General features: G+C 71.5%; 14 protein-coding genes. 9 read left to right on the top strand and 5 right to left on the bottom strand.

Annotated elements, in window-relative coordinates; all coding sequences use genetic code 11:
- Window positions 1-153 precede the first annotated feature (153 nt).
- A complete protein-coding gene (locus H9I38_RS02615) occupies window positions 154-2,259 on the top strand; it encodes a DNA gyrase/topoisomerase IV subunit B (RefSeq protein WP_226337061.1) in 2,106 nt (701 codons plus the stop codon).
- Between the two features lie 43 nt (window positions 2,260-2,302).
- Here H9I38_RS02615 and H9I38_RS10910 read toward each other — a convergent pair whose 3' ends face one another.
- Window positions 2,303-3,175 (bottom strand): M56 family metallopeptidase, encoded by an 873-nt coding sequence (locus H9I38_RS10910; protein WP_226337060.1) that lies wholly within the window; start codon window positions 3,173-3,175, stop codon window positions 2,303-2,305.
- Window positions 3,172-3,534 carry a BlaI/MecI/CopY family transcriptional regulator gene (locus tag H9I38_RS02605; RefSeq protein ID WP_226337059.1) on the bottom strand — a complete coding sequence of 121 codons (363 nt, stop codon included), beginning with the start codon at window positions 3,532-3,534 and terminating at the stop codon, window positions 3,172-3,174. The genes H9I38_RS10910 and H9I38_RS02605 overlap by 4 nt, the downstream gene beginning before the upstream one ends.
- A 268-nt stretch (window positions 3,535-3,802) precedes the next feature.
- Here H9I38_RS02605 and H9I38_RS02600 point away from each other — a divergent pair, with 268 nt between their 5' ends.
- Genes H9I38_RS02600 through cydC form a run of 3 tightly spaced genes read left to right on the top strand, consistent with a single transcriptional unit; the run spans window position 3,803 to window position 9,837 of the window.
- The gene (locus H9I38_RS02600; RefSeq protein WP_226337058.1) at window positions 3,803-5,377 is read left to right on the top strand and encodes a cytochrome ubiquinol oxidase subunit I; all 1,575 of its coding nucleotides are present in this window, start codon (window positions 3,803-3,805) and stop codon (window positions 5,375-5,377) included.
- Between the two features lie 8 nt (window positions 5,378-5,385).
- A complete protein-coding gene (gene cydB, locus H9I38_RS02595) occupies window positions 5,386-6,429 on the top strand; it encodes a cytochrome d ubiquinol oxidase subunit II (RefSeq protein ID WP_226337057.1) in 1,044 nt (347 codons plus the stop codon).
- A gap of 39 nt (window positions 6,430-6,468) precedes the next feature.
- A complete protein-coding gene (gene cydC, locus H9I38_RS02590) occupies window positions 6,469-9,837 on the top strand; it encodes a thiol reductant ABC exporter subunit CydC (protein WP_226337056.1) in 3,369 nt (1,122 codons plus the stop codon).
- Here the strand turns inward: cydC and H9I38_RS02585 are convergent.
- The gene (locus tag H9I38_RS02585; RefSeq protein ID WP_226337055.1) at window positions 9,834-12,362 is read right to left on the bottom strand and encodes a DNA topoisomerase (ATP-hydrolyzing) subunit A; all 2,529 of its coding nucleotides are present in this window, start codon (window positions 12,360-12,362) and stop codon (window positions 9,834-9,836) included. The genes cydC and H9I38_RS02585 overlap by 4 nt on opposite strands.
- Window positions 12,363-12,430: 68 nt before the next feature.
- Here H9I38_RS02585 and H9I38_RS02580 point away from each other — a divergent pair, with 68 nt between their 5' ends.
- The 3 genes from H9I38_RS02580 to H9I38_RS02570 are packed head-to-tail and all read left to right on the top strand — an operon-like array spanning window position 12,431 to window position 17,033.
- Window positions 12,431-15,184, top strand: a complete 2,754-nt coding sequence (locus tag H9I38_RS02580; RefSeq protein ID WP_226337054.1) for a bifunctional GNAT family N-acetyltransferase/acetate--CoA ligase family protein — start codon at window positions 12,431-12,433, stop codon at window positions 15,182-15,184.
- A gap of 32 nt (window positions 15,185-15,216) precedes the next feature.
- The gene (locus H9I38_RS02575; protein WP_226337053.1) at window positions 15,217-15,855 is read left to right on the top strand and encodes a DUF5998 family protein; all 639 of its coding nucleotides are present in this window, start codon (window positions 15,217-15,219) and stop codon (window positions 15,853-15,855) included.
- Window positions 15,852-17,033, top strand: a complete 1,182-nt coding sequence (locus H9I38_RS02570; protein WP_226337052.1) for an alkaline phosphatase family protein — start codon at window positions 15,852-15,854, stop codon at window positions 17,031-17,033. The genes H9I38_RS02575 and H9I38_RS02570 overlap by 4 nt, the downstream gene beginning before the upstream one ends.
- 44 nt (window positions 17,034-17,077) lie before the next feature.
- Here H9I38_RS02570 and sepH read toward each other — a convergent pair whose 3' ends face one another.
- Window positions 17,078-18,148: a septation protein SepH gene (sepH, locus tag H9I38_RS02565; RefSeq protein ID WP_226337051.1), complete on the bottom strand. Its 1,071-nt coding sequence runs from the start codon at window positions 18,146-18,148 to the stop codon at window positions 17,078-17,080.
- A 304-nt stretch (window positions 18,149-18,452) separates the two neighbouring features.
- Between sepH and H9I38_RS02560 the strand changes: the two genes are divergently transcribed.
- On the top strand, window positions 18,453-18,755 hold the full coding sequence (locus H9I38_RS02560; RefSeq protein ID WP_226337050.1) for a DUF4193 domain-containing protein: 303 nt from the start codon (window positions 18,453-18,455) through the stop codon (window positions 18,753-18,755).
- Window positions 18,756-18,856: 101 nt separating this feature from the next.
- Here the strand turns inward: H9I38_RS02560 and H9I38_RS02555 are convergent, their stop codons facing one another.
- Window positions 18,857-19,381: a DUF3093 domain-containing protein gene (locus H9I38_RS02555; RefSeq protein ID WP_226337049.1), complete on the bottom strand. Its 525-nt coding sequence runs from the start codon at window positions 19,379-19,381 to the stop codon at window positions 18,857-18,859.
- A 109-nt stretch (window positions 19,382-19,490) separates the two neighbouring features.
- Here H9I38_RS02555 and dut point away from each other — a divergent pair, with 109 nt between their 5' ends.
- A complete protein-coding gene (gene dut, locus H9I38_RS02550) occupies window positions 19,491-20,024 on the top strand; it encodes a dUTP diphosphatase (RefSeq protein ID WP_226337048.1) in 534 nt (177 codons plus the stop codon).
- Window positions 20,025-20,026: the final 2 nt, after the last annotated feature.

The following is a 20,026-nucleotide window of genomic DNA, read 5'->3' as shown; positions in this document are numbered from 1 at the left end:
CGTGTTCGATCAGCGGCCCCGGCACCGGGATTCCGGCCCGACGCCGATGCAATAGATACCATGGAACCACGGGCGCCCTCCGATTCTCGTGTCGGGTGCCTTCATTTTGCTCATCGCGTAGACCGCGAGGACGACCTGACCAGGAAAGTGCACGTGACCCCCAAGACCTCTGACTACGACGCTCGGCATCTCGCTGTCCTCGAGGGGCTCGAGGCCGTCCGGAAACGCCCGGGCATGTACATCGGGTCCACGGACTCGCGGGGCCTCATGCACTGCCTCTGGGAGATCATCGACAACTCGGTGGACGAGGCGCTCGGAGGCTACGCCCAGTCCGTGAAGGTCATCCTCCACGCGGACGGCAGCGTCGAGGTGCACGACGACGGCCGCGGCATCCCCGTGGACATCGAGCCGCGGACGGGCCTCAGCGGCGTGGAAGTCGTCTTCACCAAGCTGCACGCCGGCGGAAAGTTCGGCGGAGGCGGCTATGCGGCCTCCGGCGGCCTGCACGGCGTCGGCGCCTCCGTGGTCAACGCCCTCTCCTCCCGCCTCGACGTCCAAGTGGACCGCGGCGGCAAGACCTACCAGATGTCGTTCCGGCGCGGCGAGCCGGGCCGGTTCGAGGACGGCGGCCGCCCGCGCAGCGACGCCCCCTTCTCCCCATACACCAAGGGGAGCGGACTCGACGTCGTCGGGAAGGCCAAGCGCGGCGTGACCGGAACCCGCGTGCGGTACTGGGCCGACGAGCACGTCTTCACCCCTGACGCGCAGTTCCAGTTCGAGGAGCTCGTGACGCGAGTCCGCCAGACCTCTTTCCTCGTCCCCGGTCTGCGCCTCACCATCGTGGACGAGCGCCGCATCCCCGGCACGCCGGGGGAGAGCGGTCCCGTCGAGGAGACGTTCCAGCACGACGGCGGCATCACCGAGTTCGCCGAGTACCTCTCCAATGACGGCCCCGTGACGGACGTCTGGCGGATCACGGGGCACGGCTCCTTCACCGAGCGCATCCCGGTGCTCGGGGAGGACGGCAGCTCCGTCATGACGGACGTCAAGCGGGACTGCGAGGTGGACGTGGCCCTGCGCTGGGGCGTCGGATACGACACCAAGGTGCGCTCGTTCGCCAACATCATCGCCACGCCGAAGGGCGGCACCCATCTGACCGGCTTCGAGCAGGCCCTGCTCAAGGTCCTCCGCAAGGGAGTGGAGGCGAACGCCCGCAAGCTCAAGGCGGGCAACGACAAGGTGGAGAAGGACGACGTCCTCGCCGGACTCACCGCCGTGCTCACCGTCCGGCTGCCTGAGCCGCAGTTCGAAGGCCAGACCAAGGAGATCCTCGGCACGCCGGCGGTGCGGCAGATCGTCTCCCGCGTCGTCGAGAAGGAGCTGACGGCCAAGCTCTCCTCGACGGCGAGGGCGGAGAAGGCACAGGCCTCGCAGCTGCTCGAGAAGGTCGTCTCCGAGATGAAGTCCCGCATCTCGGCCCGGCAGCACAAGGAGACGCAGCGCCGCAAGAACGCGCTCGAGACGAGCTCGCTGCCGGCCAAGCTCCTCGACTGCCGGACGGACGACGTCTCGCGCTCCGAGCTCTTCATCGTCGAGGGCGACTCCGCGCTCGGCACGGCACGGCATGCCCGCAACTCGGACACCCAGGCGCTGCTGCCCATCCGCGGCAAGATCCTCAACGTCCAGAAGGCCAGCATCGCGGACATGCTCTCCAACGCGGAGTGCGCGGCCCTCATCCAGGTGGTCGGCGCGGGATCCGGCCGCTCCTTCGCGCTCGAGGCGGCCCGCTACGGGAAGATCGTCCTCATGACGGACGCGGACGTGGACGGCGCCCACATCCGCACGCTGCTCCTGACCCTGTTCTTCCGCTACATGCGGCCCATGGTCGAAGACGGCAGGGTCTACGCCGCGGTTCCGCCGCTGCACCGCATCGAGGTCATCCGTCGCGGCAAGCCGAACGAGTACGTGTACACCTACTCGGAGAAGGAGCTCCACGCGCGCCTCGCCGAGCTCCGCGCCGCGGGGGAGTCCATCAAGGAGCCGATCCAGCGCTACAAGGGCCTCGGCGAGATGGACGCGGACCAGCTCGCGGAGACCACGATGGACCCCGAGCACCGGACTCTGCGCCGCGTGCGGATCGAGCACGCGGAGGCCGCGGAGCGCGCCTTCGAGCTCCTCATGGGCTCGGACGTGGCACCGCGCAAGGACTTCATCATCTCCGGGGCCGCGCAGCTGGACCGCGAGCAGATCGACGCCTGACCCGGTCCCGCCGTCGCCGGCGAGGCGATCAGCAGCGAGACGGTCAGCGGCGCGCGAGCCGCAGCGCCCTCCGCAGCGTCCTGCCGCCGCCCGGGCTCTCCCGCTCGTCGTCGGCCGCGGGCAGACCGAACGCCGACCGGTTCTCCTCGCCCGCCTGCCCGGCAGCCCCCGCTTCGGCGACGACGACGAGCGCGCGAGCCACTGTCTTCGGGGCGTGCCGGCCCGCGGCGAAGTCGTCCGCGAGGAACTCGATGAGCTCGGACACGGCGCCGAGCGCCAGACGGGCGGTGGGGAGCCAGGGAAGAGCCGCTCGCCACGCGGAGAACGCCCACACGAGGATGTCGTGCCGCTGGGCCACATGGGCGCGCTCGTGCTCGAGCACGGCGTCCAGCTCGTCAGGGGAGAGCGCCGTCAGGATGCCCTCCGTCACGACCGTGACCGAGCCCGTCGTCGAGGGCAGGCAGTAGGCGAGCGGCAGGTTCGAGTCGAGGATGAGCCGGTTCCTCCGGCTCGGGTCCTCGTGGGCCACGAGCTTGAGCGCCTCGAGGTGGCGGCGGCGCCGGCGGGACATGCGGACCCCGGTGAGCGCGAGAATGGACACGAGGTGCGCGAAGAGCAGCAGCGCGCAGCTGAGGATGAAGAGGTGGGCCAGTCCCCTCGTGGAGATGTAGGCGCCGTGTGCGAAGAGCCCGACGACGGCGGCGGCCGCATCAGCGGGCCTGGACCCGAACGGGGCGAGGCCCCAGCAGACGAGGGATCCGATCATGGCGAGTCCGCCGGCGAGGGCGACCGTCTGCCAGAGGACCAGCGCTCGGACGGGATGCCGCTGCGGCCACGCGGCGCGGGAGAGCGCGATGGGGACCGGCCAGGCGAGGGCGAGGGCGAGCCCGGCGAGAATCCAGGCTGCGGGGGTCACTGTCCGTTCGGCTCGAGCAGACGCCGCAGGAGCTCGGCCTCGCCGGCGGAGACGCTGCCGACGAAGCGGGCGAGCGCGGCCTCCCGGTCCTCCGAGGAGTCGAGCGCCTCGGCCATGAGGGACGCCGTGTGATCTGCCCGGGACTGCGTGGGGGCATACCGGTGCGGGCGGGTGGACCGCTCCCGCTCCACGAGCTTCTTCTTCTCCAGGCGGGAGAGGACCGTCAGCACCGTGGTGACGGCGACGTCCCGGACGGCGTCCACCGCGAGGGCGTCGCGGATCTCCGAGGCAGAGCGCGCGGAGTCCGCCTCCCAGAGGTGGTTCATGATGTCGCGCTCGAGATCGCCGAGACCGGCCATGGCCAAGCTCCTTGCCTGTGGTCAACCGACAGCGGGGGAATCCGACGGCAGGGGCGGCTGCGGTCCGCTGGGAAAACAATGGGTCACGACAGTATACGCGATCTTCTACGCGGTGTAGAGAGGACGCCTGCCGATCCGCCTTCGGCGAACGGTTGTTTCGGTTACCAGCACCTCGTTAGGTTGTCCCAGAGAACACGAGTAGAATTCGACTGACTTCTACGGACTGTAGAAGTCTCCCCTCCCGTCACGTCCCCCTGAAGGAATCCTCGTGGAAGCACTCGAAATTGCCAGGTGGCAGTTCGGCATCACCACCGTCTACCACTTCCTCATGGTGCCCTTGACTCTCGGCCTCGGCGTCACCACTGCGGTCCTGCAGACCGTGTGGGTGCGCACCGGCAAGCCGGAGTACAAGCGCATGACCAAGTTCTGGGGAAAGCTCTTCCTCATCAACTTCATCGTCGGCGTGGTCACCGGCCTCGTCCAGGAGTTCCAGTTCGGCATGGCCTGGAGCGAGTACAGCCGCTTCGTCGGAGACGTCTTCGGCGCCCCGCTCGCCATGGAGGCCCTGCTGGCCTTCTTCGTGGAGTCCACGTTCCTGGGCCTCTGGATCTTCGGCTGGGACCGCCTGTCCAAGAAGATCCACCTCGCCACGATCTGGGCCGCCTCCATCGCCACATGGCTCTCCGCCTACTTCATCATCGTGGCCAACTCCTGGATGCAGCACCCCGTGGGCGTCACCGTCGTGGACGGCCGCCCTGTCATGACGGACGTCATGGCGGTGCTCACCAACAACACCGCGGTCCTCGCCTTCGCCCACACCATCACGGGCGGGCTCTCCGTGGCCGGCTCCTTCCTGCTCGGCATCGCCTGGTACCACCTGTGGCGCCGTCGTCGTGACGGGATCGACTCGGTGGGCGCGGACGGCAAGGTCGTCGTGGGAGAGCACCTCGCCTCCGGACGGGACAAGACGGACCACCGCGTCTGGCTGAAGTCCGCCCGCATCGGAGCGGTCATCGCCATGATCTCCTTCGCCGGGGTGGCCGTGACGGGAGACCTCCAGGCCAAGCTGATGTTCCACCAGCAGCCCATGAAGATGGCAGCGGCCGAAGCCGCCTGTCATGACGGCACGAGCTTCTCCGTCCTCTCGGTCAACCCGATCGGCCACGGACAGAGCTGCAGCAACGTCGAGGCCGTCATCGAGGTTCCGGGGCTGCTCAGCTTCCTCGCGAACGGGGACACCAAGACGAACGTCAAGGGCGTCAACACCCTGGTCCCGGAGTATGAGAAGAAGTACGGCACGCACGTGCCGGACGGTCCGGTCTACGGCGACCGCGCGGGTCAGAAGATCGACTACGTGCCGGTCATGTACGTCACGTACTGGGGCTTCCGCCTCATGATCACCCTCGGCGGACTCGCAGCCCTGGCGGCGTTCATCGCCTGGTTCATCCTGCGCAAGGGAACCGTGCCGGAGAGCGTCTGGCTCATGCGCCTCGCGGTGCTCTCCATCCTGGCCCCGTTCGGCGCGAACTCCGCCGGCTGGATCTTCACCGAGATGGGCCGCCAGCCGTTCGTCGTGGCCCCCAACCCGGATGCCACCGGCGTGGATCCGGTGTTCATGTACACCGCGGCCGCCGTCTCGCCGGGCGTCTCCGCGGCCGAGCTGCTCATCTCGCTCATCGTCCTCACCCTCGTGTACGGCGTGCTCGCCGTCATCGAGGTCCGCCTGCTCGTCAAGTTCGTCCGGGGAGGCGTCCCGAGCGCCATGCCGGAGCTCCTCTCGGAGAACAAGGACGAGTCCGACGACGAGGGGGCGCGCCGCGACGTGCTCTCCTTCGCCTACTAGGAGCCGCCATGTTGGATACTGTCTGGTTCATCCTGATCGCCGTCCTGTGGATCGGCTACCTCTTCCTCGAGGGCTTCGACCTCGGCGTCGGCATCCTCCTCAAGACGCTTGCGCGGAGTGAGAAGGAGCGCCGGCTCATGATCAACACGATCGGCCCCGTGTGGGACGGCAACGAGGTCTGGCTGCTCACCGCCGGCGGAGCCACCTTCGCCGCGTTCCCCAAGTGGTACGCCGCTCTGTTCTCCGGCCTGTACCTGCCGCTGGTCCTCGTCCTCGTGGCCCTCATCTTCCGTGCGTGCGCCTTCGAGTACCGCGGCAAGATGGTCAGCGAGCGCTGGATCTCCTTCTGGGACTGGGCGCTGTTCCTCGGCTCGCTCGTCGCCGCCGGCGGCGTGGGCGCCATGCTCGCCATCTCGACGACGGGGCTGCCGATCAACGCCAACGGAGACCGCGCTGACGGCCCGGTGCTCGGCGTCGTCCTCTTCGGCCTCCTCGGAGCCCTGGCCGTCATCGGCTTCGCCGTGGCGCAGGCTCTCGCGTTCCTCTCGCTCAAGACGGACGGAGAGATCCGCGTCCGCTCGCGGGCGCTGCTCACGAAGGGCATGATCCCGCTCCTCGCCCCGGCAGCGCTCTGGGCGATCATCCTCGGAGTGCGGAACACGGACTGGATCGGTCTCGTGCTCGTCGTCGTCGCAGCCGCGGCGCTCGTGTTCGCCTGGCTGATGGCGCGCAAGCAGCAGGAGGGGAAGACGTTCCTCAGCCTCGGCGCGTTCCTCGTGGCGGGTGTCTCGTCGATCTTCGTCTCGGCGTACCCCGTGGTGCTGCCGTCCATGATCAGCGAGCAGTTCAACCTCACCGTGCAGAACGCGGCCTCGAGCCCGTACACGCTGGGCGTCATGAGCATCGTCGCGGCGTTCGGGGTTCCCGTGGTTCTGCTCTATCAGGCTTGGACGTACTGGGTCTTCCGGAAGCGGATGACGGTGGACCACCTGCCGGAGCCGCACGACTTCCCGGCCCAGATCCTGACCGGATCCCACGCGGCGAGCCGCTGAGGCGTGGCTTCACCCGCATCGAGAAGGCCGTCCCTGCCCGTGTCCTGCCGAACGGCGGCGGCACTGGCCGGGGCGGCCTTCGCCCGTGCCCTCGGCATCATCGCGCTCGCGGAGGCCCTCGCCCGCGGCATCGGCCTGAGCGGAGAACAGCGCAGCTGGCCGCTCGTCCTCGCCCTGGCCCTGCTCGGCGGCCTCCTGCGCGGCGGCGGTGCGTGGGCCGCGAATGCGGCGGCGTCCGCCGCGGCGTCCCACGTTGCGGCCGACAGGCGGGCCCGTCTTCTCGCCGCCCGCCTGACCCGACCCTCTGAAGACGGGGATATCTCGGACGTGAGCCTCGCGGGGCAGGGCATGCGGGACATCACCCCCTACTTCGCGCAGTTCGTTCCGGCGGCGGTCAGCTCCGCGGTGGTTCCGCCGGTGCTGCTCGTGCGCGTCGGCGTGGCGGACTGGCCCTCGGCGCTCGTCATCGCGCTCACGCTGCCGCTCGTGCCGGTGTTCATGATCCTCATCGGCCGCTACACGAGCGGGCGGACCCGCCGGCTGGCGGAGGCGGTGAGGAGGCTGACGGACGTCGTCGTCGAGCTCGCCCGGGGCCTGGCCGTGCTCGTGGCGCTCGGCCAGCAGGACCGGCAGCGTCGGGGCCTTGCGGAGGTCTCCCGGCGATACACGGACGCCGTCATGCAGAGCCTGCGGGTGGCCTTCCTCTCCTCGCTGGCGCTCGAGCTCATCGCGACGATGTCCGTGGCGCTCGTGGCCGTGGTCATCGGGCTCCGGCTTCTCGGAGGGGAGATGACCCTCTACGCGGGGCTCGTGGCTCTCGTCATCGCGCCGGAGTGCTTCTCCCCGCTGCGGGAGGTCGGACAGGCCTACCACGCGGCGGAGGACGGCCAGCTCGCGCTCCGCCGGGCGGACGCCGTGCTTGGCGGGTCTTCGGCGGCCTTCCTGCCCCAAGCGGGAGCGGGCAGCGACTTCGCCGCCGTGGACGGCGAGCTGCTCCGCGGCGAACGGAGCCTGGGACGGTGCGAGGACCTGCGCATTCCGTCCGCTCCCGGCCTCACCGCCGTGACAGGGCCGAGCGGGCGAGGCAAGTCCTCCCTGCTCGAGCTCATCGAGACCGCCGCGCACGGAAGCGGCCTCGGCCCGGCGGCAGCCTTCGACGCCGGATCCGTGCAGATCCGAGGCGACGTGCGCGCGAGCGGGGCGGTGTCCCTGAGACAGACCCCGCGCTTCACCGAGCCGAGCCCGGTGGACGAGCTTCTCCTGCACGCGCCGGTCGAGGACCCCGGGCCTGTACTCGCGGCACTCGGTCTCGCGGACCGCGCCCATGACCGCACCGAGGACCTCTCGCCGGGGGAGCAGCGGCGCCTCGGCGTGGCCCGCGCGGTGCTCGCCGCGCGGGGCACCGGGCATGCGCTGCTGCTCGACGAGCCCACGTCCCAACTCGATCCCGATGCGGCGGCGGCCGTGCGGGCGCTCATGGCGGCTGAGGCGCGCCGGCGGCGCGTGGTCGTCGTGACCCACGAGGCGGAGCTGGCCGAGCAGGCAGACCAGCGGATCCACTGGCGAGGGCCTGCATCCGTGCCGGCACAGGGAGGCCCGGCCGAGCACGCGGGCGCCGCCGTGGGCTGGAGTTCCCCCGACCCCGCAGAGGCAGCCGGCGAGGGGCCATGGGGCGGCCGGCCGTTCTCCGGCCGAAAGCCCTCTGGGGATGTCCGGTCTGAGCCGGCGCCGGACAAGGCGCCGGAGAAGACGCCGGAGCAGGCGGCGGAACAGTCGCCAGAGCGGAGCGGCCACGATCGGCGGTCGGAGACTCAGGTCGCGCAGCCGTGGAGGAACGGCCATGTGGTGCTCGGACTGCTGCTCGCCCTCGTCTCGGCCGGGTGCGCCGCGGCGCTCACGGCGCTCTCCGGCTGGCTCATCGTCCGGGCGTCCCAGGGGCCGGCCATCATGTACCTGTCCGTGGCGATCGTCGGGGTGCGGGCCTTCGGCCTCTTCCGGGCGGCAGCGCGCTACGGCGAGCGCCTCCAGACGCATCGGGGGATGCTGGAGCACGCCGCGGCCGTGCGGCTCGCGGTCTGGAGCGCGCTCGCCTCCAGCCCGAGCCGGTGGCGGGACCTCTCGCGCACGGATCGCGGCGCAGCGGCGATCGTCACCGGCGTGGACCGCCTCCGGGACGCGGCGCCCCGCGCCCTGGTCCCTCTCGCGTCCGCAGCCTGCGTGGCGGTAGGGGCGCTCATCGCGGTCCTCGCCATCGCCCCGGCCCAGGCGTGGGTGACGGTGCTGGCCCTGCTCGTCTCAGGCGTGCTGGCGCCCTGGGCGACCCTCCGGGCGGACCGCGCCTCCACGAGCGCCGTGGCGGCTCACGACGGCTGGCTCATGCAACGGCTGTCCGTCCTCTACCGGGCCGCCCCGGACGTCCGGGGCCTGCACAGCGCCGAGTCCGTGCTGGAGCGCTTCTCGGAGGAGGACCGCTCGCTCGGCGCGCATCTCGTCCGTGCGGAGCGGGCCCGGGGGATCGGCGCGCTCATCGTCGTGGCGGGGCAGTCGCTCGCCGCCGCGGTCTCGCTCTGGGCGTCGGCCCCCGGCGCTCCGGGCGGCGTGCCGCTGGAGCTGGCCGCGGCGCTCGCCCTCGTCCACGTGGCGCTCATCGACCCGCTCATCGCGCTCCTCGACGCCGTCCCCCAGGCCCGCTCGTGGCGCGCGGCCGCGCAGGGCCTCGAGGCGGTTGTCCGCAGCGACCGGGACGAGGGGCTGGCCCGGCTGCGGTCCCGGGAGCAGTCCCTTCGCGGGCTGGGCTCCGAGGAGCTCACGGCCGGCTACCCCTCCGGGTTCAGCCTGCCGCCCGTGACGGCGCGAGCCGAGCCGGGACGCTGGCTCCTCGTCACCGGCCCGAGCGGAAGCGGGAAGTCGACGTACGCCGACGTCCTCGCCGGCTTCCACCGCCCGAGCGGGGGCGACGTGCTCGTCAGGGACACGGCGACCGGCGCGTGGGCGCCGGCCGAAGGCCTCGGCCGCGTCGCCTGGTGCCCTCAAGACGCCTATCTGTTCGACTCAACGGTCGCCTCCAACATCCGGCTGGGCCGCGAAGGCACCGACGACGGCGAGGTCCGCGCTCTGCTCGACCTCGTGGGACTCCCGGACATGCCGCTCGACCACTCCGTGGGGCCAGGAGGATCGCAGGTCTCCGGGGGAGAGCGCCAGAGGATCTCGATCGCCCGCGGGCTCGCTCGCGGAGCGGACGCGGTCATCCTCGACGAGCCGACCGCCCACCTGGACCAGGAGAGCGCGGCCTCGCTGGTGCGGGACCTCCGGCGGGTGCTCGCGCAGACGAGCGTCGTCGCCGTCGTGCACGAGGACCTCGCAGTCCTCGACCCGGGGCTCGAGGCGGACACCGTCCGCCTGGGCTAGTCCGAGGACGCCTCTGCAGGGGTCTCTGCCGGAGGCGCGGCGGGGAGCGCCAGGGTGCCGCCGAGGACGTCGACGGCGCTCTGGACCGGGATGCCGGAGCCGTCCCGGCGTCCGAAGTCGCCGGGAAGGACGCGGTGGACGCCGGCCTTGGAGCTGGCGAGCGCCGGAGCCGCGCCGATCCGGCCGAGCTGCAGGCCGTCCTCGCCCTTGAGGAAGCGGTGGGCGCGGACGCCCGCCGTCGCACGCCCCTTGACGGGGAACTCCTCGGCATCCGAGATCTTGACGGTGGGCTGGGCGAGGCCTGGAAGGGCGTCGTCCGGCTGGGAGAGCGTGACGACCACGGACGGGACGCCCGGGTCGATCCGGCCGAAGGTGATGACCTCGTCGCCCTCCGCGAGCTTGACGCCGGCCATGCCCGCGGCCGTCCGCCCCTGCGGCCGGACCGCGGAGGCCGGGAAGCGGAGCATCTGGCCCCTGCGCGTGAGGAAGGCGACGTCGGACTCGTTCGGGGCGGGAAGCGCGGCCACCACGGTGTCGTCCCCCTTGAGCGCGATGGCCTCCCACTCGTCCGAGTTGAGCGGGTACTCCGGGTTCAGGCGCTTGACCACGCCGCGGCGCGTGCCGATCGCGAGGACCGAGTCGAGGGGGACGAGGGCCACAACGCTCTCGCCCTTCTCGAGCGCGGCGTAGTCCGCCGCCTTGCCTCCGCTCGCGAACGTCGGCGCGCCGCGGGAGCCCTCCGTGAAGGCGGGCATGTCGAGGACGGGAAGCCGGAGCATCCGGCCGCGGCTCGTGACGACGGCGATCTCCGCCCGGGCCGTCGTGGGGACGACGGAGGCGAGGACGTCGTGCTTCGAGCGGGACGCGCCCTCGGGCAGCGGGTCCCGGGTGAGCGTGCGGCCGATCAGACCCGTGGCGGTGAGAACGGCCAGGCACGGGTCGTCGGCGATCTTGAGGCTGAGCGGCGCCTTCTTGGCCGAGCCCTCGGCGATGGGCATGCTCGTGCCCTTGAGGGGAGCGTCGTCGGCCTTCTTCTTGAGCACGGTGCGGCGCGGCGTGCCGTGTTCCTCGGCGAGGGCCTGCAGCTCCTCGGAGACCACCTCGCGGAGCCGGGCGTCCGAGGCGAGGATGGCCTCGAGCTCGGCGATCGCGGCCGTGAGCTCGTCCCGCTCGCGCTCGAGCTCGATCCGGGAGAACTTGGTGAGCTGGCGCAGCCGCAGCTCGAGGATGTACTCCGCCTGGACCTCGCTGAGGTCGAACACCTGGACGAGCCGGCGCTTCGCCTCGGCGGCCTGGTCCGAGGAGCGGATGATCTCGATGACCTCGTCGATGTCGACGAGCGCGAGCAGCAGGCCCTCGACGAGGTGGAGCCGGTCCTTCTTCCTGCCGAGGCGGAAGGACGTGCGCCGGCGGACCACGGAGAGGCGGTGGTCCACGTAGACGCGCAGGAGGTCCACGAGGCCGAGGGTCTGCGGCTGGCCCTCGACGAGGCAGACGTTGTTGATGCCGAACGAGTCCTCCATCGGCGTGAGCTTGTACAGCTGCGCCAGGACCGCGTTCGGGTTGAAGCCGTTCTTCAGCTCGATGACGAGCCGCATGCCGTGCTTGCGGTCCGAGAGGTCGATGACGTTCGAGATGCCCACGAGCTTCTTGCCCGTGACGGCGTCCTTGATCTTCTCGATGACCTTCTCGGGGCCCACGCCGTACGGCAGCTCGGTGACCACGAGGCCCGTCTTGCGGGGGCCGAGCTGCTCGATGTCCACCTTGGCGCGGGTCTTGAAGGAGCCGCGGCCGGTCCGGTAGGCGTCCTTGACGCCGTCGAGCCCCACGATGATGCCGCCGGAGGGGAGGTCCGGGCCCGGGACGTGCTTCATGAGGTCCTCGAGCGAGGCCTCCGGGTCCTCGAGGAGGTGGCGGGCGGCCGCGACGACCTCGACGAGGTTGTGCGGCGCCATGTTCGTGGCCATGCCGACGGCGATGCCCGAGGCGCCGTTGACGAGCAGGTTCGGATACGCCGCGGGAAGGACGGTGGGCTGCTGGAGCTGGCCGTCGTAGTTCGGCTCGAAGTCCACCACGTCCTCGTCGAGGCTGGACGTGAGGGTCAGGGCGCTCGGCGCGAGGCGGGCCTCGGTGTAGCGGGCGGCGGCCGGGCCGTCGTCGAGCGAGCCGAAGTTGCCGTGGCCGTCGATGAGCGGAAGCCGCAGGGAGAAGGACTGGGCCATGCGGACCATCGCGTCGTAGATCGCGCCGTCCCCGTGCGGGTGGAGCTTGCCCATGACCTCGCCGACCACGCGGGCGCTCTTGACGTGCCCGCGGTCCGGGCGCAGGCCCATGTCGCTCATCATGTAGAGGATGCGCCGCTGAACCGGCTTGAGCCCGTCCCTCGCGTCCGGCAGGGCGCGCGAGTAGATCACCGAGTAGGCGTACTCGAGGAAGCTCGTCTCCATCTCCTGGGCGACGTCGACGTCGACCACCGTGCCGCTCAAGGGCGCGTCGTCGATGGCGGATTCGGGTGCGCTGGGCATGCTCAACCTCGGGTCGTGCTGCAGAAGAAAATCGGGCGCCCCGTCGGGAGGCGCACTAGAGTTATCCTATGGCGAAACGTCCAGCTCGAGCGGATTATCCGGCCCACTGGGAGGCCGACGTCGTCCTCAGGGACGGGAGCACGGCGCACCTGCGCCCCATCACCCCCGCGGACTCCGACCTCCTCCAGCAGTTCCACCAGGGCCAGTCGGCGAACTCGATCTACCTCCGGTTCTTCACCTACAAGGCCAAGCTCTCCTCCAAGGAGCTCGCCCGCTTCACCCAGGTGGACTACACGGACCGGGTCGCGTTCGTCCTCACCCGGGGCGAGAGGATCGTGGGCATCGGCCGCTACGACCGCCTGCCGCACGACGAGAGCTCCGCCGAGGTCGCCTTCAACATCGCCGACTCCTTCCAGGGCAAGGGCCTCGGCTCCATCCTCCTGGAGCACCTCGCGGCGGCCGCCCGCGAGCGGGGCGTGAAGCGCTTCGTGGCGGAGATCCTCCCGGAGAACCGGAAGATGATGACCGTCTTCATCGAGGCCGGCTACGAGGTCTCCCGGAAGTTCGACGACGGCGTCATCGCCCTCGAGTTCGACGTGGCCTCCACCGCCCGCTCCCTCGAGGTCATGGCCTCCCGCGAGCAGCGCGCCGAGTCCATGTCCGTGGCGGACATCCTCACGCCCTCCTCCGTCGCCGTCATCGGCGCGAGCCGCAAGTGGGGGAGCATCGGGCAGCGCGTCCTCGAGGGCATCCTCGAGTCCGGGTTCTCGGGCCCCGTCTACGCGGTCAACCCGGAGACCCTCGAGGTCGGCGGTCGCCTGACGTACGCAGCCGTGGGGGAGATCCCCGACGACGTCGACCTCGCCGTCATCGCGGTGCCCCGCTCGTCCCTCAAGTCCGTCGTGGAGCAGTGTGCGGTCAAGGGCGTGAAGTCGGCCGTCATCCTCACCGACTCGGCGCTGGGGGACGACGCCGCCCACCGCAGCACCATCCGCTCGATCGTCGCGACGGCCCGCTCCTACGGCATGAGGATCGTGGGCCCGGCCAGCCTCGGCGTCATCAACACGGACCCCGAGCACCCGCTCAACGCCTCCGTCGCCGAGAGCCTGCCCAAGGAGGGGCCGGTCGCCCTCTTCGCGCAGTCCGCCGCGATCGGCGTGATGCTCTTCGCGGAGATGGGCCACCGCAACGTCGGCATGTCCGCCTTCTTCTCGGCGGGCCACCGGGCGGACCTCTCCGGCAACGACGCGATGCAGCACTTCGAGTCCGACCACCGCTCGCGGGCCGTGGGCCTCTTCCTCGAGTCCATCGGCAACCCCCGCAAGTTCGCGCGCATCTCCCGCCGCCTCTCTCAGACGAAGCCCGTGGTGGTCGCCAAGAGCCACGTCATGGGCTTCCGCCTCCCCGACGGACACTCCTTCGGGCAGACCCAGGCCCCCTCGCGCGCGTTCGACGCGATGCTGCGGCAGTCCGGCGTCATCCGCGTGCGCAGCAACGAGGAGCTCGTGCGCGTCATGTCCTTCCTCGCCACCCAGCCCGTGCCGCGAGGGCGCCGCGTCGCCGTGCTCACCAACTCGCACCCGCTCGCGCGCGTCGTCGCGGACTCCGCCGGGGTCGTCGGCCTCGAGGTGGCCGAGCAGATCACGGACGTCAGCTTCAGCCGGGGCCAGTCCCGCGTCCTGCCCGAGCTGCGGCGCAGGCTCGTCGAGGCCATGGCGGACGTGGACGCCGTCATCGTCGCGCTGCTGCCCGTCGTCGGCATCGAGACCGCACAGCTGGCCCAGGCCGTCCACGACGCGGGAGCGGAGGCCAAGACGCCCGTCGTCGTCTCCTTCGCGGGAATCGTCGATCCGAGCATCCGGACCGAGGGCGTCGTCGACGTCACCCCGCCGCCTGCGGTGGAGGAGGCGCCCGATGCGCCCGACGCGGACCTCCTGCCGGTCCAGCACGGGCTCCCGAGCTACGCCTCGCCCGCGTCCGCTGTGCGCGTGCTCGCCCTCGCCGCGGACTACGGCATGTGGCGGTCCTCGGATCGCGGCGAGTTCGTGGACCCGGAGGGGACGAGCCCGGAGAGGGCGGAGAGGGCCCTCGCCTCCGCGCTCGCGCGCCAGCAGAACGGGGACCTCGTCCAGCTGACCGCCGCGGAGACGGCCGAGGTCCTCGAGGCCTACGGCATCCGCCCGCTCACCGCCCACCCGTTCGACACCACGGCCGAAGCGCTCGCCACGGCGGCCGAGATCGGATACCCGGTGGCGCTCAAGCCGCTCGACGAAGACCTGCGCCACCGCCTCGACCTCGGCAGCGTGGTCCTCAACATCCAGTCGGACGAGTCCCTGCGGCTGGCGATCGGCCAGACCCGCACGGTCCTGCGCCGCTTCCTCCCCGACGAGGCCGAGGCCACGCTCGAGATCCAGCCGATGGCCGATCCTGGCCAGGCCTGCCTACTCCGCGCGGTCGAGGACCCGCTCCTCGGGCCCGTGGTCAGCTTCGCGCTCGCGGGTGACTCCGCGGAGCTCCTCGACGACTGGGCGTACGCCGCGACGCCGATGACGGGCGTGGACGTGCACGACCTGGTCCGCCGGCCCCGCGCCGCCGCCAAGCTCTCGAGGGACCCGCGGCTGGGCCGCTCGGACCTGGAGGCTCTCGAGGACCTCGTGGCCAGGGTGGCCCACCTCAAGGACCGCCACCCCGAGATGGCCCGTCTGGAGATCAACCCCGTCCTGGTGCACTCCGAAGGCCTGACCGTCCTCGAGGCCCGCGTGTGGGCCGCGAACCCGCAGCGGCGGAGGGACTCCGCGCGCCGGGCGCTCTGGGACGCCTGACCTGAGGCGCGCGACCTGGAAGACTGGTGACCATGCCGATTTCAGACCGTTTCCCCTCACCGCGAGGCGCATCCCGCGGCTCCGAGGCCCGCGCTCGGCTCGAGCGCGCGGTGGAGCGTGCGGGCTTCTACCCGGCCCTCGTCCTCGATGTCGTCGACGACGGGCTCGACGGCGAGGAGGCCACCGAGTTCCTCGTCCACCAGGAGACCCACATCGACCGGGCAGACGTGCACCGCCACGTCACCGTGCTCGTCCTGGGGGAGCGAACCATGCAGATCGTCCACATCGACGACGAGGACCAGGACGAGACCGGCCGCCACCCGATCGCCCAGCTGACCGGCGAGTCCGTGCCCGTTTCCCGACTGACGGGGCTCGTGGTCGGCTACGCCCACGGTGACCCGGCGGCCTTCCGCCGAGGAGACAGGATGCACGAGATCTCGGTGACCATCGGCTGGACCGGCGGCCTCCGGGTCGACGTCCAGCCCGCCGGCTGCCCGGACCCGAGCTGCGACCTGGACCACGGCAGCGTGGGCACTCTGACGAGCGAGGACGTCATGCTCCGCGTCAACGAGGCGGCCGACGGCGCCGGCGCGGTGGAACAGGCGCGCCGGTTCGTCCGGGCGCTGCGCCGAGCCCGGATGCGGGAGCTGGACGCGGGGCGGAGCCGATGAGCGCGGTCCCCGGACTTCCCGAACCGCCCGAGGGGCCCCGTCTCTGGGACGTGCTGGAGTCGGCCGCCGCCGCGGCCGGCCTGGAGAGCGCCGAGAACCGCCTCGGTCTGCCCGCCTCGCGGCGCGTCGTCGTCGCCCTCGTCGACGGCATGGGCATGACCGTCCTCAAGCGCTGGAAGGCGCACGCGCCCTTCCTCACCTCCTCTGCCGAGCAGAGGCGGCGGCTCTCCACGACCTTCCCCTCGACGACGGCGACCGCCCTCACCTCGTTCGGCACGGGCCAGCCGCCCGGGCAGCACGGCATTCTCGGCTACGACCTGCTGGCCCCGGACCATCCTCGGGGGCCTCGCGTGGTGAACCATCTGGGCAAGTGGGACCCCGAGCTGGTGCCCGAGGAGTGGCAGCCGGTGCCCACGGTGTTCGAGCGGCTCGACGCGGCCGGCATTCCCGCGGTGACCGTCTCGCAGAAGCGGTTCGGGGACTCCGGGCTCACCCGCGCCGGTCTTCGCGGGGGCCAGTTCGTCGGAGCCAACTCCCAGGACGAGCGCGTGACCCGCGCCGTGGAGGCCCTCTCCCGGCATTCCCACGCGGTGGTCTACGCCTACTGGAACGAGCTGGACAAGGCCGGGCACGAGCACGGCATGGACTCGGCCGAGTACGCGCGGGCGCTTGAGGACGTGGACTTCGCGCTCAAGCGCCTGGTGGCCCAGGCCCCGGAGGACACGCTCGTGCTCGTCACGGCGGACCACGGCATGCTCGACGTGTCCGAGCCGAAGCGGTTCGACTACGCGGAGCACCCGGAGCTGACGGAGGCGTTCGCCTTCACAGCCGGGGAGCCGCGCATGGTGCACCTCTACTGGCGCGAGGACGCGGGGGAGGACGAGCGCCGCGCGGCCCTGGAGGCGTGGAGGACGTATACGGACCGCAGCGCCGTGGTCATGGAGAAGGACGACGCCGTCGCCGCAGGCTGGTTCGGCGCGGTCGCCGAGCGCAACTCGGCGAGGATCGGCGACGTCATCGTGGCCGCCACGGCACCGGTGGCCTACTTCGACGGACGCCGGGTGGGCGCCAAGGCCTTCGAGATGGTCGGCCAGCACGGCTCGCTCACCCCGGAGGAGCTCGCGATTCCGCTCTTCGTGCTCCCCTCGGGCGGCGGCGCGTCCCGGCGCCGCCGGTAGCCCTCGGCACGGCGCGTCAGGCCGTGCGCAGGGCCCTCAGCGGATCAGCGCTCGTTGTCCGGCTTGGTGCCGAAGTAGATCTGGTCCCAGCTGGGCACGCGGGAGCGGCGGTCCCGGAGGGACTTCTTGGGCTTGCGGCGCGAGGCCATCTCGTCCTCGGGCGCCTCGGCGTCCTCGGCGGAGGTGTTCGGGCGTGCTGCGCTTCCTGCGTGCGAGCCCGTGCGCTCGCTCTCCTGCTCGGCGCCGTCCGACGCCGACTCGTCCCGTCGGGCGGCGGCAGCGCGCTGGCTGTCCGAGATCATGAGCGCGAGGCGGTCGTCCGAGTCGGTGTCCGCGCCGAGCCGGGTGCCGCGCCGCTGGTTGAGCATGTCGAGGAGCTCGCTGCTGTCCGGCTCCTCCGGAACGTCCTCATGGACGGGGCCGGAGGCGGCCATGTCCTCGTCCGAGGGCTCGACGGCCTTGAGGCGGCGGCCCGAGGGAGCCGACTCGAGCGGCTCGAGCTCCGAGAGGAACTGAGCCCACCGGTTCACGTTGTGCATCGTCTTGCGCAGCGGGTTGTAGACCCAGCGGGCCTCGGGCTCGACGGACCCGAGCTCGGTCCCCTCGAGGACGGAGGAGTCCTCGACACTGAACTCGAGGCAGACGTCCCACTGGCCGTCAGCGCGCTTCCACGCGTCCCAGTCGAGGGAGTCCGCGTCGATGCCGCTCAGCGAGGCGCGGTGCACCACCATGTCCTCGAGCGTCACCGGCTGCTCGCCGAAGACGGCCCGGACCGCATCCCGTGTGAGCGTGCGGTCCGCCACCTCGGTGCCGCGGGCCAGTCCGGCGGCGTGGTCCCGCTCAGCCCGGACGGGGGCGGCGTAGGACTCGATGCGGTCGATCGGCAGCCCGGTCTCCGCCGCCACCTCCTCGCTCGTGGCGCCGTGGCGGATGCGCGCCTGGATGTCCCGGGGGCTGAGCTTCACCGGGGCGGAGGGCGTGCGGGGAGCCCGGCGGCGCGACATGGCGCCTCTCAGCTCGTCTGTGACGGCCACGGCGAAGCGCTCGCCGGCGTCGTTCGAGACGATGAGGTGCGTCCCGTCTTCGCTGAGGGAGACGAATCGCAGGCTGTTCATGGGCTCTCCTTGAAGTGGATCGAGGGGCGCGGGCGAGGCGCGGCCGAGCGCGAACGCTCGGCGGCGTCGCCACTGTCCACTGTGCCACGCTTTCCCGGGAATTCTCTGCCATGACGCGCGATCCCGCGGCAGACGGGTCTCCCGAGGCGCCCGCGCGGGCACGCTCTCGGCGAACAGGCGGCCCGATCTGCGCGCGGGGTGGAAATTCTCCGCCATTTCAGTCAGAATCTCTGCGACGTTCACGCGGCGATGCGGAACGCCGACCACCCCGACGGACACGACGCAAAGGCTGTGACAGCACCACATGGCAACTGACTACGACGCTCCCCGCAAGAACGACGACGACATCAGCGAAGACTCCATCGAGGAGCTCAAGGCCCGTCGCTCAGAGGGCCAGTCGTCCGTCGTCGACGAGGACGAGACGGAGGCGGCCGAGGGGTTCGAGCTCCCGGGCGCCGACCTCTCCGGCGAGGAGCTCATGGTGAAGGTGCTCCCGCCGCAGAACGACGAGTTCACCTGCACGGAGTGCTTCCTCGTGCGGCACCGCTCGCAGCTCTCCGAGGCGTCGGGCGCCGGCATGGTCTGCAAGGACTGCGCCTTCGCCTGAGACGCGTTCCCGGACTGAGAGAGGGGCCCCGCGCAGACGCGCGGGGCCCCTCTCTCGCTTCTCGGCTGCGGGGATTCCTCTCCTTCAGCGGCCGCCTTCGCTCACAGACGCTCCGGGCTCGCCGCCGCCTGCTCGCCCTTCGGCCGCTCCGCGTCCGGGCGGCTCTGGGCGCCGGCCTTCCGCAGCGCCTCGGCGAGCTCCTCGGGGCGACGGGTCGAGATGAGCCAGTACGGCGTGGAGTCCTCGGGGTCGGCGACCTCGACGCGCACCATCGGCTGGATCCAGCCGCGGATGCACTGGTAGGAGAGCGCGTTGAACTCCACCCCGCGGGCGCGGCGGGCGTCTTCGCCGCGCAGGGCCTCGGGGCTGGCCAGGAGCCACGGCTCGATGCTCGCGCGGCCGGCGCGGACGCGGCGGCGGGTGACCGAGACAGCCGGCGTCGTCGTGGTGAGCACGACGGCGAGGGCGCCGAACACGATGAGCGCCACGATCACGCCGATGACGGCGGAGACCGGCTGGAACACGAGGACCCAGGCGGCTGAGAACCCGGCGGCCACCAGCCAGATCCACCATGCAGGGGAGAGGCGCTCGGAGAAGAGGACGGTCGAGTCGGTGTCATCGCGCATGCCCTCCATTGTGCCGGTTCCTCCTGGGAGCCCCTGGAGCGCGGAGGCCCCGCCGCTGCACCGTTCGCCCGCGGCGCGGCTGCTGCGCGTGAACGATAGGCTTGTGTCCGTGGCTGACATCGAAGAGGGCGCTGCGCCCCGGTATGACCTCGAGGTGGGCGTCGTGATGCTCGACCCGGACCTCCCGCTTCCCTCCTACGCCCAGCCCTCGGACGCGGGCGCAGACCTCTGCTCCGCCGAGGACGTGGTGCTCGAGCCGGGACAGCGCGCCCTCGTGGGGACGGGCGTCTCCCTCGCCTTGCCGCACGGGACCGTGGGGCTGGTCCACCCCCGCTCCGGCCTCGCACACCGGAGCGGACTCTCGATCGTCAACGCGCCCGGCACGGTGGACGCGGGCTATCGGGGCGAGATCAAGGTCAACCTCGTCAACCTGGACCCCTCGACGCCGATCACCGTCCGCCGCGGTGACCGGATCGCCCAGCTTCTCGTGCAGCCGGTCCTCCACGCCCGGTTCGCGCGGGCCGAGTCGCTCCCCGAGTCCGTGCGCGGCGCTCGGGGCTTCGGCTCCACCGGCGGATTCGACGGCGCGGGGGACACCCCGGCAGCAGACACGGCCGGCCCCGGAGAGGGGCGGAAAGGATAGCC

This window comes from Arthrobacter sp. UM1, from assembly GCF_020483305.1.
In the GTDB taxonomy this organism is placed as follows: domain Bacteria; phylum Actinomycetota; class Actinomycetes; order Actinomycetales; family Micrococcaceae; genus Falsarthrobacter.
This window is presented reverse-complemented; position numbering and strand designations above follow the sequence as displayed.

What these genes read in the sequence shown, in the direction of transcription:
- H9I38_RS02605 (WP_226337059.1), bottom strand. Translation starts at nt 3,534, where the DNA reads ATGGCCGGTCTCGGCGATCTCGAGCGCGACATCATGAACCACCTCTGG.
- cydB (WP_226337057.1), top strand. Translation starts at nt 5,386, where the DNA reads ATGTTGGATACTGTCTGGTTCATCCTGATCGCCGTCCTGTGGATCGGC.
- H9I38_RS02585 (WP_226337055.1), bottom strand. Translation starts at nt 12,362, where the DNA reads ATGCCCAGCGCACCCGAATCCGCCATCGACGACGCGCCCTTGAGCGGC.
- H9I38_RS02580 (WP_226337054.1), top strand. Translation starts at nt 12,431, where the DNA reads ATGGCGAAACGTCCAGCTCGAGCGGATTATCCGGCCCACTGGGAGGCC.
- H9I38_RS02575 (WP_226337053.1), top strand. Translation starts at nt 15,217, where the DNA reads ATGCCGATTTCAGACCGTTTCCCCTCACCGCGAGGCGCATCCCGCGGC.
- H9I38_RS02570 (WP_226337052.1), top strand. Translation starts at nt 15,852, where the DNA reads ATGAGCGCGGTCCCCGGACTTCCCGAACCGCCCGAGGGGCCCCGTCTC.
- sepH (WP_226337051.1), bottom strand. Translation starts at nt 18,148, where the DNA reads ATGAACAGCCTGCGATTCGTCTCCCTCAGCGAAGACGGGACGCACCTC.
- H9I38_RS02560 (WP_226337050.1), top strand. Translation starts at nt 18,453, where the DNA reads ATGGCAACTGACTACGACGCTCCCCGCAAGAACGACGACGACATCAGC.
- H9I38_RS02555 (WP_226337049.1), bottom strand. Translation starts at nt 19,381, where the DNA reads ATGCGCGATGACACCGACTCGACCGTCCTCTTCTCCGAGCGCCTCTCC.